This is a genomic window from Aestuarium zhoushanense (genome assembly GCF_056431045.1).
This window is the reverse complement of record NZ_JBWKMA010000004.1, coordinates 64,507-78,647: the sequence shown is the minus strand read 5'-3', so window position 1 is coordinate 78,647 and position 14,141 is coordinate 64,507. Positions and strand designations below refer to the sequence as shown.

General features: G+C 56.8%; 17 protein-coding genes. 11 read left to right on the top strand and 6 right to left on the bottom strand.

Annotated features, from left to right (window positions below; translation table 11 throughout):
- Positions 1-16: 16 nt before the first annotated feature.
- The 5 genes from soxZ to AC07ED_RS02685 form a co-directional block, all read right to left on the bottom strand.
- On the bottom strand, positions 17-346 hold the full coding sequence (soxZ, locus tag AC07ED_RS02705; protein WP_105234460.1) for a thiosulfate oxidation carrier complex protein SoxZ: 330 nt from the start codon (positions 344-346) through the stop codon (positions 17-19).
- A gap of 17 nt (positions 347-363) precedes the next feature.
- A complete protein-coding gene (gene soxY, locus AC07ED_RS02700) occupies positions 364-780 on the bottom strand; it encodes a thiosulfate oxidation carrier protein SoxY (RefSeq protein ID WP_067551408.1) in 417 nt (138 codons plus the stop codon).
- Between the two features lie 25 nt (positions 781-805).
- Positions 806-1,282, bottom strand: coding sequence for a sulfur oxidation c-type cytochrome SoxX (gene soxX / locus AC07ED_RS02695; protein WP_105234459.1), 477 nt, complete (start codon positions 1,280-1,282; stop codon positions 806-808).
- 140 nt (positions 1,283-1,422) lie between these two features.
- Positions 1,423-1,989, bottom strand: coding sequence for a thioredoxin family protein (locus AC07ED_RS02690; RefSeq protein WP_105234458.1), 567 nt, complete (start codon positions 1,987-1,989; stop codon positions 1,423-1,425).
- 22 nt (positions 1,990-2,011) lie between these two features.
- The gene (locus AC07ED_RS02685; protein ID WP_105234457.1) at positions 2,012-2,746 is read right to left on the bottom strand and encodes a cytochrome c biogenesis CcdA family protein; all 735 of its coding nucleotides are present in this window, start codon (positions 2,744-2,746) and stop codon (positions 2,012-2,014) included.
- Positions 2,747-2,831: 85 nt separating this feature from the next.
- On the opposite strand from AC07ED_RS02685, the gene AC07ED_RS02680 reads away from it, so the two are divergent.
- The 3 genes from AC07ED_RS02680 (at position 2,832) to AC07ED_RS02670 (ending at position 4,730) form a co-directional block, all read left to right on the top strand.
- Complete coding sequence (locus AC07ED_RS02680; protein ID WP_105234456.1) at positions 2,832-3,188, top strand: thioredoxin domain-containing protein; 357 nt, start codon at positions 2,832-2,834, stop codon at positions 3,186-3,188.
- Between the two features lie 102 nt (positions 3,189-3,290).
- Positions 3,291-3,626, top strand: a complete 336-nt coding sequence (locus AC07ED_RS02675) for an ArsR/SmtB family transcription factor (protein WP_105234455.1) — start codon at positions 3,291-3,293, stop codon at positions 3,624-3,626.
- Between the two features lie 48 nt (positions 3,627-3,674).
- The gene (locus AC07ED_RS02670) at positions 3,675-4,730 is read left to right on the top strand and encodes a YeeE/YedE family protein (RefSeq protein WP_105234454.1); all 1,056 of its coding nucleotides are present in this window, start codon (positions 3,675-3,677) and stop codon (positions 4,728-4,730) included.
- Here AC07ED_RS02670 and AC07ED_RS02665 read toward each other — a convergent pair whose 3' ends face one another.
- Positions 4,731-5,792 (bottom strand): dipeptidase, encoded by a 1,062-nt coding sequence (locus AC07ED_RS02665; protein WP_105234453.1) that lies wholly within the window; start codon positions 5,790-5,792, stop codon positions 4,731-4,733.
- Positions 5,793-5,886: 94 nt separating this feature from the next.
- Between AC07ED_RS02665 and AC07ED_RS02660 the strand changes: the two genes are divergently transcribed.
- The 8 genes from AC07ED_RS02660 to AC07ED_RS02625 all read left to right on the top strand — a co-directional run bounded on the left by AC07ED_RS02660 (position 5,887) and on the right by AC07ED_RS02625 (position 14,135).
- Positions 5,887-6,546, top strand: a complete 660-nt coding sequence (locus AC07ED_RS02660) for an HAD family hydrolase (protein ID WP_105234452.1) — start codon at positions 5,887-5,889, stop codon at positions 6,544-6,546.
- Positions 6,543-7,502 carry a sugar-binding transcriptional regulator gene (locus AC07ED_RS02655; RefSeq protein ID WP_105234451.1) on the top strand — a complete coding sequence of 320 codons (960 nt, stop codon included), beginning with the start codon at positions 6,543-6,545 and terminating at the stop codon, positions 7,500-7,502. The genes AC07ED_RS02660 and AC07ED_RS02655 overlap by 4 nt, the downstream gene beginning before the upstream one ends.
- Before the next feature lie 244 nt (positions 7,503-7,746).
- Positions 7,747-9,051, top strand: a complete 1,305-nt coding sequence (locus tag AC07ED_RS02650; protein WP_105234450.1) for an ABC transporter substrate-binding protein — start codon at positions 7,747-7,749, stop codon at positions 9,049-9,051.
- A gap of 115 nt (positions 9,052-9,166) precedes the next feature.
- Entirely contained in the window at positions 9,167-10,033 is an 867-nt protein-coding gene (locus AC07ED_RS02645; RefSeq protein ID WP_105234449.1) for a carbohydrate ABC transporter permease, read from the top strand.
- A gap of 13 nt (positions 10,034-10,046) precedes the next feature.
- Positions 10,047-10,877, top strand: coding sequence for a carbohydrate ABC transporter permease (locus tag AC07ED_RS02640; protein ID WP_067551443.1), 831 nt, complete (start codon positions 10,047-10,049; stop codon positions 10,875-10,877).
- An 11-nt stretch (positions 10,878-10,888) separates the two neighbouring features.
- Positions 10,889-11,893, top strand: coding sequence for an ABC transporter ATP-binding protein (locus tag AC07ED_RS02635; protein WP_067551446.1), 1,005 nt, complete (start codon positions 10,889-10,891; stop codon positions 11,891-11,893).
- Positions 11,890-12,663 carry an L-iditol 2-dehydrogenase gene (locus AC07ED_RS02630; protein ID WP_105234448.1) on the top strand — a complete coding sequence of 258 codons (774 nt, stop codon included), beginning with the start codon at positions 11,890-11,892 and terminating at the stop codon, positions 12,661-12,663. Before AC07ED_RS02635 ends, AC07ED_RS02630 begins: the two co-directional genes overlap by 4 nt.
- A 2-nt stretch (positions 12,664-12,665) precedes the next feature.
- On the top strand, positions 12,666-14,135 hold the full coding sequence (locus AC07ED_RS02625; RefSeq protein ID WP_105236286.1) for a mannitol dehydrogenase family protein: 1,470 nt from the start codon (positions 12,666-12,668) through the stop codon (positions 14,133-14,135).
- The last annotated feature ends 6 nt before the right edge of the window (positions 14,136-14,141 follow it).

Genomic DNA, 14,141 nt, shown 5'->3' with positions numbered 1-14,141 from the left:
CTTTGACGGTTCACCCTTAGCTGACAGCGATGTCTTTGGTGTCGGTGTAAACCGAACCATCGTCATCGTACCAGGTGAAGGTGAACGTTCCTGATTCCGGCACCAGAGACTGGAACTCGAAATAGGGGTTTGTCGAAATCGCTGGCTCGAGAGTGACATCAATCACGCTCTGACCGTTAAATTCGCAAGTGAAGCGGTTAATGATTGACCGCGGGATGAGGTTGCCGTCACCGTCTTTGCGCTGACCGGATTCCATCGGGTGCGAAATCAGCGTCTTGATGACGATGGATTCGCCAGCTGCTGCATCACGGGGAACGCGGACGCGGGGTGTTACGTTGTCTGCCATTTTGACTCTCCTAAACCTTAGCCGCCGCAGCCGCCGATGGTGACTTTGACTTCCGAAGACGCCTGAGCGAACGAACCGTCAGCCATCTTAGCGATTGCTGTAACGTTCTGAGTTTTCGACAGACGGATACGGGTGGATGCGGACTGGGAACCAGCCAGCGGGCCAAAGTTGAAAGTCGCAACCGACGGGGTTGGGTTGCCGGTTGCCAGCAGCATGATTGCTACTGCGCCCGGTGCGTCAACTTCTACAGGAACAGTGTTACCGTTCTCTGCGATTTCCGGCGCGATTAGGGTAATGCCAGCATCACCTACAGCAGCGCCGCCAGTGAAAGCATTGATAAGGTCCTCGACGGCTGCATTTGCGGTGAACGGCACCATTGCGGCAGCCGAAGCACCCATCGCAAGCAGGATCGAGTCTCTGCGCGTCAGCTTCATTTTCTCTCCTCTCGGGTTCGGTCGCTTAGTCTGTCAATGTGAGCAGATAGGCGACGACATCTTCGATTTCTTGGGCGGTCAGAAGCGGAGCGAGAGGCTCGGCACCTGCTTTGCCGGTGAATGCATCACCCGGACGGATGTAGCCGCTGGTCTTGTAGAACGAGGGCATAACCGTGTCGGGGAAGGTGTGTTTTGCGTTCGCCACGATACCACGCAGCTCTGCTTCGGTACGATAACCACCAACGCCGTTCAGCGCCGGACCGACTTCGCCGTGGAACGGGTAGTCCGCAAGTGCATCAACCTGATGGCATGCAATGCAGTTCCCTTTGCCGCGGTTGGTCATGATGACAATGCCGTTTTCGACGTTGCCAGCTACGCCGGTCAGGGATTGTTCGACCGCGCCGTAATCGTCAAAAACGACTGCGTCGGGTGCGACCTCTTCTGCCGAAGCAACAGAGGCAACAACTGCCAGACCGACCGCCATTTGAATGATGCTCTTCATGAGCCCTCCCTAAATCATCATATGCGGTTCTTTGAATACCGTAGTAGACAAACCCGCCTCCTGACAATCACAAATTCAAATTTTTGAATATTGCTGCGTTGCGGCGGGCTGTCGCACCCCTCGATTTGGGGTGCGAATTATCAGTCGAAAAGGCCGCCCTCTTCGATCCTACGTGCATGATATTTCTGGAAACTTTCGTCTCCGAGGTAACCCTCTTCAACCACCCAATTGAGCAAGTTGTAGGTGGTCCACTTTCCAAAGGCTCCAGGCATCACCGCTGCAGCCGCAGCCTGACCGAATGCACCGTCCTCTACCTCTGTCGGATAAAAAATCAGCGTCGGAGTGAACAGAATCCCCCAGCGTTGAATCATGTCCTTCTCGGCCAAGGTCGTGCCGTCAAAGTCCGTGACCTCGACGTCACCGAACATATTCAGCTGAACAACGAAGTAGTGGTCACGGATGTATTGGTCGATTTCGGGCACGGGAAAGACTTCCTCGTACATCTTGGTGCAGTAAATGCAGCCACGCTGCTCGATGATGACCATCAAGCGCTTACCTTCAGCATTGGCCTCTTCAAGGTCTTCGAGAAGGTCTTTGAACGTGTCACGCTGCCAATCTACTTTGTGCAGACCATCGTCGCCCAGTTCCGCGGAATGCGCGGCTTGAGCGAACAGAACAGCCGCAAGAATACCTAGTAATTTACGCATGGATTTCCTCCCCCACTGCGACTCACAAAATCGTTGAGAACCAAGGCACGTGGCGGATCATCCAATCCGCAATCGTGTTCACACTGCCCGTAGCGATCAAAACGCCAAACAGGATCAGCATCACGCCCATCGCTTTTTCGACGTAGCCCAAATAACGGCGGTTGCGCCGCGCCCAGCCCAAGAAAGGCTTTGCAAAAAGTGCCGCCACGACGAATGGCGCCGTCATCGACAAACCGTAAACCAAGAGGAGCATCCCCCCTTCCCACAGGCTGCCCATGCCGCCCGCGATCATCAGGATCGACGCAAGAGCCGGACCAACGCAGGGCGTCCACCCAAAGCCAAAGGCGAGTCCCATGAGATAGGCCCCAACTACGGTCGAAGGCTCAGCTGAGCTTTCCATCCGCGCCTCACGATAGAGGAACGGTATCCGCATGATGCCCAAGAAATGCAGGCCAAAGACGATCAAGATCGCAGAGGCGACATAGGCCAAGATCGGCTTCCATTGTGCAACCGCCTGCCCGACAGCCGTCGCGCCAAGTCCGAGCAGCACGAAGATAGTCGTGACGCCCAGCGCAAACGCAATGGATGACAAAACGAGGCGGCGTTGCGCGCCGGGCGCGATGTCATCGTCACCTTGCAGTTCATTCATCGAAAGACCTGCCATGTAGGACAGGTAGAACGGAACCATCGGCAAAATGCAGGGTGTAAAGAACGACAAAAGGCCGGCAAAAGCCGCGCCCACATAGGTCATTTCCATCGGCGGCCGCCCTCCCTTGCGACATTCATATATTCATATTATGCTAGATGATGATATTTCCATCCGTCAATCGGTTTGCATACAGATGCGCACATTATGGAAAGCTTTGGCCCTTTGGGTCCTGACGGCGGTGCCTGCCGCTGCTGAAACCCGACTTCTTATGGGGGTCGAGGATGGCTGCATGTGGTGCGCACGGTGGGAAGCCCAAATCGGCCCCATCTATCCCAAAACCACCGAAGGCGAGATGGCTCCGCTTTGGCAGGTCGATATCAATGACCCGCTGCCGAGCGATGTGACTTTAGACAGACCGATGGTGTTCACCCCCACTTTTGTCGTGCTTGAAGACGGCGTTGAGATTGGCAGGATCGAGGGCTATCCGGGCGAAGATTTCTTCTGGGGGCTTTTGGGCCAGATCCTCGGCCTGCCGCCCGCGCAAACTTGACGAGGATGCCACAACTGGAATTCGTGTGCGCATCATCGTTGAATAAAATAGCCGTTTCGCGTAAGCGCTGAACAGTACGGCAGGACAATAAGGATCGGCACGATGGGCCTTCCAATTGTAGACGATAAGATTTGCGAGGCTGACCTCGACAAGCTTATGGACAACGCCCAAGAGGCGGCGAACTTCCTCAAGGCGATCAGCCACGAGGGGCGTCTGCTGATCCTGTGTCACCTCTCTGCTGGTGAAAAATCCGTGACAGAGCTCGAAGATTTGATCTCTGCCCGTCAGGCGGCTGTATCCCAACAGCTCGCCCGTCTACGGCTCGAAGGTTTGGTCACGCCGCGCCGTGAGGGAAAAACGATCTACTACCGCTTGACCGATGACCGTCCTCGCCAGATGATTGACCTCGTCTACGACATGTTTTGCGGCAAGTCGTAACCCTATCCGCCGACCCATCGGCGTTTAGGTAAAAGGGAGGAAAATCTGATGCTTGATCTATTGGGCGACGGCAACGCCGCGGCCATCCTTGGCTTGTTGAGCGGGCTTTTGTTGGGGCTGGCGGCACGATTGGGTCGGTTCTGCACCCTCGGCGCGATCGAAGATTACCTCTACGGCGAAAATGATATGCGTTTGCGCATGTGGGGCGTTGCGATCGGCACGGCCGTGATCGGAAGCTTTGCCTTGATTGGCGCAGGTCTGCTTGATGCGCCATCCACGATCTACCTTGGCTTTGCCTTTGCCCCCATCGGCGCTGTGGTTGGTGGGTTGGTGTTCGGCTACGGAATGGCCCTCGCTGGAAACTGCGGCTACGGCGCGCTAGCCCGACTGGGCGGCGGCGATCTACGAAACTTTGTCATCGTGGTCGTCATGGGGATTGCGGCTTATGGAACGGTGTCAGGCCCCCTAGCCTATGCGCGGGTCTACCTTTTCCCGCAGGACCGCATTTCGGGCGACGTTCCAGGCATCGCCCATAGCATCGCGCAAATGACGGGCATGACGCCCAGCACAATCGGCATTCTGATCGGCCTTATCATTCTGGTCGCCACCATCGCGCCAGCCCGTGTTCGGGCCTCGACGTCCACCTTGTTCTGGGGCGTCGTGGTCGGTCTGGCTGCCGTCTCTGGCTGGGCTGGCACACAATGGATCGCTTCGAACGGCTTTGATGGCACCCCTGTTGTGTCGCACACCTTCGCCACGCCGATTGGAGAAACCATCCTCTGGGGCATGACAGCCAGCGGACAGAGCCTGTCTTTTGCCATCGGGTCGGTTGCGGGTGTCTGGTGTGGTGCCTTTATCGGATCGCTGATCAAAGGCCACTTCCGCTGGGAAGCCTGTGAAGACCCACGCGAACTTCGCCGCCAAATTTTCGGCGCAGCCCTGATGGGTGTCGGCGCAGTCGTCGCAATGGGCTGCAGCATCGGCCAAGGCCTCTCCGCCATGTCCGTTCTCGCGTGGTCCGCACCGCTCACACTGGCAAGCATCGTCGCAGGCGCCGCCTTTGGCCTGCGTCAGTTGATCACTGGCTGGCAGCCAGTCGACTGATCACAGGTTCCGATCCAAGAATGACATCCAGTTCCCGCTGCTGATCTTTGAAACCAGCGCGGGATCGTACCCGTGGTCGATCATCGCATCGATCAAATCAGGAAGCCCTAAAACGTCCCCAATCACGGACGGGATGACCGCGCCATCGAAATCGGAACCCAAGGCGACATGGTCTTCGCCCAGCGCCTCGATCAAGTGATCAAGGTGCGCCATGATACGGTCGAACCCAGTGTTCGCATCCCGTCGTCCGTCCTCGCGCAGGAAGGCACAGCCGAAGTTCAGCCCTACGATACCGCCGCTTTCGGCAATCATTGCCAACTGACGATCCGTGAGGTTGCGCGACGACGGAGTAACCGCGTGGGCGTTCGAGTGGGTCGCGATCAACGGACGCGACGAAATCGCAGCGACGTCATCAAACCCTTTTTCATTCAGGTGTGATAGGTCGATCAGAATGCCTAGGCGATCACATTCGCGGATCAGGTCTTTGCCCAAATCCGTGAGGCCAGCGCCTCTGTCTGGGGTAGACGGAAACGCGAAAGGAACCCCTTCGCCATAGATTGTTGGACGGCTCCAGACTGGTCCGATGGACCGCAGCCCCATGCGATACCAAACCTCTAGCTGGGACAAATCTGGCCCAATCGCTTCGGCCCCTTCCATGTGCAGGATGGCCGCGACTTTACCCTTTTCAACCGCCCGACGGACCTCTGCGCCACTTCGGCAAACGGTCAGATCACCGCCCGACAAACGCTCCATTTCGAACAGTCCAGCCGCTTGAGCCATTGCAGTTGGCAAGGCATCGGCTTGATCCAAAATGGACGGCATGGGTAGGTCGTAGGGCAAAACCTCCATCATCGCTTCGAAATCGAGACCGCCAGCATCGTCAGGTGACGGCACCCAAACCGCAAAAAATCCACCAACGAATCCCGCAGCTTGCATCCGAGGGAGGTCGAGGTGATGCGAGCCCTCTCCCTCAATCCACATCGCGGCACGCTGCGCCTTTGGCGCGCGGGCATAGCGAAACAGAAAATCGTTGTGACCGTCGAAAACCGTATAATCCGTCATTGTTCACCTCAACCAACAGGGTTCACAGTAACGACGCGCATAACAGGTGCAACGGCAATTCGCCCGTGCTAACGGTGCAGCGCTTGGAGGCCCTATGATCGACCTTATTATTTTTGACTGTGATGGCGTTTTGATCGACAGCGAGATCATCAGCGCCGATACGCTGATCTCAGAACTTGCGCTGATCGGGATCGTGATTGATCGGCACTATGTTCGGAAATATTGCCTCGGTCGCAGTTTTCCAACCGTCGCGAAAAGCCTCCGCGAACAGTTCGACACGCCCCTGCCTGACGACTTTGAACAACGGTATCGGACTAGCCTTCTGCACCGTTTTGAAACTCAGCTAGAGGCCACACAGGGAATCGAACCCCTGCTTGAAACGCTCGACCGACCGATCTGCGTTGCAACCTCATCGAGCCCGCCACGCGTCGCGCGGTCGCTCGAGTTGACGGGCCTCGCGCGGTTCTTTGGGCCGCATGTTTTCACCGCATCCCAAGTCAAAAACGGCAAACCCGCGCCCGACCTTTTTCTATTTGCCGCCAAAGAGATGGGCGCTGATCCCTCCCGAACTTTGGTGATCGAAGACAGCATTCCTGGCCTCACCGCAGCACAGGCCGCAGGCATGCCTCATCTGGCTTACACAGGGGCCAGCCATCTGCGTGGTTTAGGGGTCGAAATGCCCGACGGCGTTCAAGCCTTTGACAACTGGGCAGATTTCACGCAGGTCTTAAAGACGATCAAGGAGGCCCCGTGACAGTCGGTCGATTCACACCTGAAACCACACGTTTGGATGACGCCGCCCGCGCTGGGTGGCTTTATTACGTTGCGGGCAACACTCAGGACGAAATCGCACGCAAGCTCGGGGTGTCTAGACAGTCCGCTCAACGGCTCGTCGCGATGGCTGTCAGTGAAAAACTGGTAAAGGTTCGCCTCGATCACCCGATTGCACGCTGCATGGACCTCTCCAAGGCGGTGACGGATGAATTTGGTCTGGGCTTTTGCGAAATTGTCCCCTCCGACCCCGAGGCCCCGAACCTCACGACGGGCGCTGCAATTGCGGCTGCGGCTGAATTGGAACGCACGCTCAAAACCGAGGATGAACAAATCATCGCTCTGGGCACGGGACGCGCGTTGAAAACGACAGTTGAACAGCTTCCACGCATGAATTGCCCGCAACACCGTGTCGTGTCGCGCCTCGGCAACATGATGAGCGACGGGTCCGCAACGCCGTATAACGCGACCATTCATCTGGCAGAGCGCATTGGCGCGATCCAATACCCCTACCCACTTCCTGTTCTGGCCAACTCGCCCGACGAACTCCAAACGCTCCACGGTCAGGAAGCCGTCCGCAACACGCTAAGCCTGTGTGAACGTGCCGACCTTACCCTAGTCGGGATCGGTCAAATGGACATGACCGCACCGCTGTTTGTTGATGGCTTCATTCCACGCCATGAAATCGAAGAACTGCAATCGGCTGGTGCTGCGGGCGAAATCACCTCGTGGATTTACGACGACACGGGCCAAGTGATCGACTGCGCATTTAACCGTCGCGTTGCCTCCGCTCCGCTCGCCGTGGCGGCGGACCGTCGGATCACGGCCATCGCTGTTGGTCCATCCAAAGTCCGCGCCATCAAAGCCGCGCTCAAAGGGCATCTCATCAACGGATTGATCACGAACGAAGCGACCGCAGAGTCGATTCTCGGCAACTAGTTACTCCCGCGACACCTTACCTGTAGCCTCTCAACCGTTTCGCTGCGCTGCAACAATACTGTTAGCGCCGTCAGAAATTATACGCGATTGCAGACAGAAATTCCACTGCAAGCCCTTATTTTTATGGTCATTTAACCGTTTACTGCATTGCGGCGGGTAATTGGGATTGACAATTTTGAAGCCTTTTGTGAACATTTGCCCACTAACGTAGCATTTGCCCAAACCTGGGCATTGGGAGGAAATCATGAAATACACTGTGCGTGCCCTTTTGGGCGCAACCGCTCTGTGTTCGGCTGCTGCCCTAGCGCATGCTGAAACGCTGACCATCGCAACCGTGAACAACGGCGACATGATCCGCATGCAGGGTCTGACCGACGACTTCACCGCGAAAACCGGTCACACCGTTGAGTGGGTCACCCTCGAAGAGAACGTTCTTCGCCAGCGCGTAACCACCGACATCTCGACCAATGGCGGCGCATTCGACATCATGACCATCGGTATGTACGAAACCCCGATCTGGGGTGCGAACGGCTGGCTGGTCCCGCTCGACGATCTGTCCGAAGAGTACAACGCCGCTGACATCCTGCCAGCTATGGCTGGCGGTCTGAGCTACGACGGCACCCTCTACGCTGCACCGTTCTACGGTGAATCGTCGATGATCATGTATCGCACCGACCTGATGGAAAAAGCTGGCCTCGAAATGCCGACCGCTCCGACTTGGTCGTTCATCCGCGAAGCAGCTGCTGCAATGACCGATCGTGATGCTGACATCAACGGTATCTGTCTGCGCGGTAAAGCAGGCTGGGGTGAAGGCGGCGCGTTCATCACTGCGATGGGCAACTCGTTCGGCGCTCAGTGGTTTGACATGGACTGGAACGCAACCTTTGACGGCGAAGCATGGGCAAACACCCTCAACTTCTTCAAAGGCATGATGGATGAATCCGGTCCGGCTGGCTACGCCACCAACGGCTTCAACGAAAACCTCTCGCTGTTCCAGCAAGGCAAGTGCGGCATGTGGATCGACGCAACTGTTGCGGCATCCTTCGTCACCAACCCGAACGACTCGACCGTAGCTGACTCGGTTGGCTTCGCACTGGCACCGGATAACGGTCTGGGCAAACGTTCGAACTGGCTCTGGGCATGGGCTCTCGCGATCCCTGCAGGTTCGCAGAAAACCGACGCTGCGAAACAGTTCATCGAGTGGGCAACTTCGACCTCCTACATCGAGCTCGTGGCTGCAAACGAAGGCTGGGCAAACGTTCCTCCGGGCGCACGCGTATCGCTGTACGAAAACCCGAACTATAAAGACGTTCCTTTCGCACAGATGACCCTGGACTCGATCCTGTCGGCTGACCCGCTGAACGCAACTGTAAACGAAGCACCCTACGTTGGTGTTCAGTTCGCAGCGATCCCAGAATTCGCAGGTATCGCAACTGACGTAAGCCAAGAATTCTCGGCAGCTTACGCTGGTCAACAGACCGTTGAAGAAGCTCTGGCCAAGGCACAAGCCCTGACCAACGACGCAATGGAAGCAGCTGGCTACCGCTAAGCTTTCCTCCAATGACGGTGGGTGGCCCTCGCGCTGCCCACCGCTCATTTCAATCTACGAATTACGCAAAGAACTTTAAGGTAGCGGCACAGCTACCAACAGAGGAAGTGCATTCATGGCGACCCAACATTCACGCGCTGCAGCTCGCATTATGATGGCCCCCGCGGTCATTCTATTGCTGGGTTGGATGCTCGTCCCGCTCACGATGACGCTCTATTTCTCGTTCAAGAACTACCTGCCCCTGCGTGGCGGTGACCTTGGATGGGCTGGATTTGAAAACTACACGCGCTTTGTCACAAGTAGTTCTTTCTGGCCGAGCATCCTCACCACCCTAATCATCGTTGGTGGCGTGCTGTTTATCACAGTCGTGTTCGGTGTTCTGCTGGCGCTCTTGCTGGACCGCCCAATGTGGGGCCAAGGCATCGTTCGTATCCTCGTGATCGCACCCTTCTTTGTCATGCCGACCGTGTCCGCGCTGGTCTGGAAGAACATGTTCATGGACCCGACCAACGGCCTGTTCGCCCACCTGTGGCGTGCCTTTGGTGCGCAGCCCATCGAATGGATGTCGCAGGCCTCCCTACCTTCGATCATCATCATCGTAAGCTGGCAATGGTTGCCGTTTGCGACCCTTATTCTGCTGACCGCGATCCAATCGCTGGACGGCGAACAACTCGAAGCGTCTGAAATGGATGGCGCACCTGCCCTGAAACGGTTCTGGTACATCATCCTGCCGCACCTAAGCCGTGCAATTACCGTCGTGATCCTGATCCAGACGATTTTCCTTCTGGCTGTTTTCGCAGAGATTTTCGTCACCACTGGCGGCGCATTCGGCACCAAGACACTCAGCTACCTCATCTTCCAGCGCGTTTTGGAAAGCCAAAACATCGGTCTGGGCTCTGCGGGCGGCGTCTACGCGATCATCCTCGCAAACATCATCGCCATCTTCCTGATGCGCATCGTCGGCAAAAACTTGGATAACTGAGGGAGGAGCAGTCATGGCACGCACCGTCACCACACGCCAAAAGGCGCTCAATACGACCCTCGCTTGGGCTATCGGTCTTCTGATCTTTTTCCCGATCCTGTGGACCATTCTGACCAGCTTTAAAACCGAAGGTCAGGCTATTTCTGATCCACCCATTTTCCTGTTCTTTGACTGGACGCTGGAGAACTACGCGATCGTTCAGGAACGCTCTGACTACCTGCGGTTCCTGACAAACTCTGTGATCATCGCGGTTGGCTCGACCCTCTTGGGCATCGTCGTCGCTGTTCCTGCAGCATGGTCGATGGCATTCGTTCCCTCCAAACGAACCAAAGACATCCTGATGTGGATGCTTTCGACCAAGATGTTGCCAGCGGTTGGTGTGCTCTACCCGATCTACCTGCTGTTCATCAAATTAGGCCTATTGGACAACCGTTGGGGTCTGGTCGTTGTCTTGATGCTGATCAACCTGCCGATCATCGTCTGGATGCTCTACACCTACTTCAAGGAAATCCCGGGTGAGATCCTTGAGGCAGCCCGCATGGATGGCGCTACACTGCGCGAGGAAATCCTCTACATCCTCACGCCAATGGCCGTCCCTGGCATCGCCTCGACGATCCTATTGAACGTCATTCTGGCTTGGAACGAAGCGTTCTGGACGCTCAACCTGACGGCCGCCAAAGCCGCACCGTTGACCGCATTCATCGCGAGCTACTCCAGCCCCGAAGGCCTCTTTTACGCAAAACTCTCTGCTGCTTCGACCATGGCGATCGCTCCGATCCTGATCATGGGCTGGTTCAGCCAAAAACAACTTGTCCGCGGTCTGACCTTCGGCGCCGTGAAATAAGGAAAAGAATAATGGGACGCATTACGCTAGATAAAGTCACCAAACGTTTCGGCGATGTCGAAGTTATCCCGCCGCTGGACCTGACCATCGAAGACGGAGAGTTCGTTGTATTCGTTGGCCCATCGGGTTGCGGCAAATCCACCCTTCTGCGCCTGATCGCTGGGCTCGAGGACGTGTCGGGCGGCCAAATCCGCATCGACAGCAAAGACGCCACCGACCTGCCGCCCGCAAAACGCGGTCTAGCGATGGTGTTCCAGTCCTACGCGCTCTACCCGCATATGTCCGTGCGCAAGAACATCGCCTTCCCGCTCAAGATGGCAAAGATGGATCAGGCCGAAATCGACCGCCGCGTGGATAACGCTGCAAAGGTTCTGAACCTCGATAGCTACATTGATCGCCGTCCGGGTCAGCTCTCAGGCGGTCAGCGCCAGCGTGTTGCGATTGGCCGCGCGATTGTGCGCGAACCAAGCGCGTTCCTCTTTGACGAACCGCTGTCGAACTTGGACGCAGCGCTTCGCGTTGGGATGCGCCTTGAGATCTCAGAACTCCACGAGCGCCTGAAAACGACCATGGTCTACGTGACCCACGATCAGGTCGAAGCGATGACCATGGCAGACAAAATCGTGGTTCTGCAGGCTGGTGTGATCGAACAGGTTGGCTCGCCTCTCGAACTGTACCACACCCCGCGCAACAAATTCGTCGCTGGTTTCATCGGCTCGCCCAAGATGAACTTTATCGAAGGTGAAACCGCTGCACAGCACGGTGCGCACACCATCGGCATCCGCCCTGAGCACCTGACCGCATCCGCGACCGAAGGTCTATGGAAAGGTACAGTCAGCGTCTCTGAACACCTCGGCTCCGACACGTTCCTGCACGTTCATGACACCGGCCTCGCGGAATCCATGACCGTGCGCGTTGGCGGCGAATTCCCCGTTCGCCACGGTGATACTGTCTACCTCACCCCCGAAGCCGACAAGATCCACCGCTTTGACGAAAAAGGGCTGCGGATTGCATGACACGGTTTTCGGGTAAATCGGTTCTGATCACGGGTGCGGCCCGCGGGATCGGTTTTGAATTTGCAAAGGCCTATGCTGCCGAAGGCGCGCGTGTTGCGATTGTCGACATCAACGCCTCGGCCGCATTGAAGGCCGCACAAACCATCGGCAATGGCGCAATCGCCGTTGCCTGTGATGTGGCGGATAAAGCTAGCATTGATAACGCCGTGAACACGGTCGAAACGGAACTCGGCGGGATCGACATCCTTGTGAATAACGCCGCGCTATTCTCGGCCGCACCGATCATTGAGATCACCGAGGCGGACTATCAAAAGCTGTTCTCGATCAACGTCTTTGGCACCATGTTCATGACCCAAGCCGTCGCAAAGGTCATGATCGCCAACGGCAAAGGCGGCAAGATCATCAATATGGCGTCCCAAGCTGGCCGTCGTGGGGAGGCCCTCGTCGGCGTCTACTGCGCGACGAAGGCCGCTGTCATCAGCTTTACCCAATCTGCGGGCCTGAACCTGATCCAGCATGGCATCAATGTGAACGCAATCGCGCCCGGTGTGGTGGATGGCGAACATTGGGACGGCGTCGATGCCTTCTTTGCCAAATATGAAAACAAACCCCTCGGTCAGAAAAAACGCGAAGTCGGTGCCGCCGTCCCCTTTGGACGCTTGGGCAAGGCTGAAGACCTGACCGGAATGGCACTCTTTCTTGCCTCAAACGAGGCCGACTATGTCGTCGCACAATGTTTCGGTGTGGACGGCGGAAACTGGATGGCATGACCATGGCAATCGAACTCAACACCTCCGCTCTGGCTCAGCTCCCTGATACCATCGGCACCCCTTCTTACGACCGATCCGCGTTGACGGCGGGCATCCTCCACGTGGGAATCGGCAACTTCCACCGCGCACACATGGCGGTATATCTCGACCGCCTGTTTGCACTGGGTGAAAGCCATGACTGGGCGCTGTGTGGCGCTGGCGTCCGCGCAGGCGACGCAACCATGCGCGACCGTCTTGCGAAACAAGACTGGCTGACAACCGTTGTCGAACTGGACCCATCGGGCCTGACCGCTCAGGTCGTAGGATCTATGATCGACTTCGTTGAGGTCGATCCAGAGGTCACCATCGCGAAAATGGCCGATCCCGCGATCAAAATCGTATCGACCACCATCACCGAGGGCGGCTATTACGTCGACGCCCTGACCGATGGTTTTGACACAAAACACCCCGACATTGTCGCAGATGCTGCGAACCCCGACGCGCCGAAAACCGTGTTTGGGATGGTGATCAAAGCGCTCCGCATTCGGCGCGATGCGGGCCTTGCGCCGTTCACGTTTATGTCCTGCGACAACCTGCCAGAAAACGGTCACGTCGCAAAACGCACGGTCATTGGCCTCGCTCGTCTGTCTGACCCTGACTTTGCGGATTGGATCAGCGCAAACGTTGCCTTCCCGAACTCTATGGTCGACTGCATCACACCTGCGACCTCTGACCGCGAACGCGCGATGGTTGCCGATAGATTCGGCATCACTGATGCGGTGCCTGTTGCCTGTGAACCTTTCCGTCAATGGGTCCTAGAGGATAACTTCCCCCAAGGTCGCCCAGCGCTGGAAAAGGTTGGCGCGGAATTCGTTGAGGACGTTGCAAAATACGAGTTGATGAAGCTCCGCATCCTGAACGGTGGCCACGCGGCGATTGCCTATCCGTCGGCTCTGATCGGGCATCACTTTGTTCATGATGCGATGGCTGATCCGTTGATCTCAGAATGGCTCGACGCATTGGAACAGCGTGAAATCATCCCGACGCTGACCCCGATTGAGGGCGTTGATTATCAGGCCTATCGCGAAAAGATCATCGAGCGCTTCTCGAACCCAGAAGTTGGCGACACCATACCGCGCCTGTGCCTTGATGGGTCCAACCGTCAGCCGAAGTTCATCCTCCCGACCCTGCGTGACGCGCTGGCGGCTGGTGCGGATGTGTCTGGCCTCGCATTGGAAGTCGCGCTCTGGTGCCGTTATTGCGCCCGCTTGGATGAAGCTGGCAATGAGATCGCGCCGAATGACGACAACCATGTGGTTCTCAAATCCCTCGCGGATGAGGCCAAGGGTCGTCCCGCGGCATTTCTAGAAAACACTGCGGTGTTTGGTGATCTCGCCCAGAACGAGGTATTCGTGACCTCCTTTGGAAAGGCCCTGAACAGCCTCTACGATAACGGTGTCAAAGCGACCTTGACCGCCTACATCAAAGGCTAAGCCTGT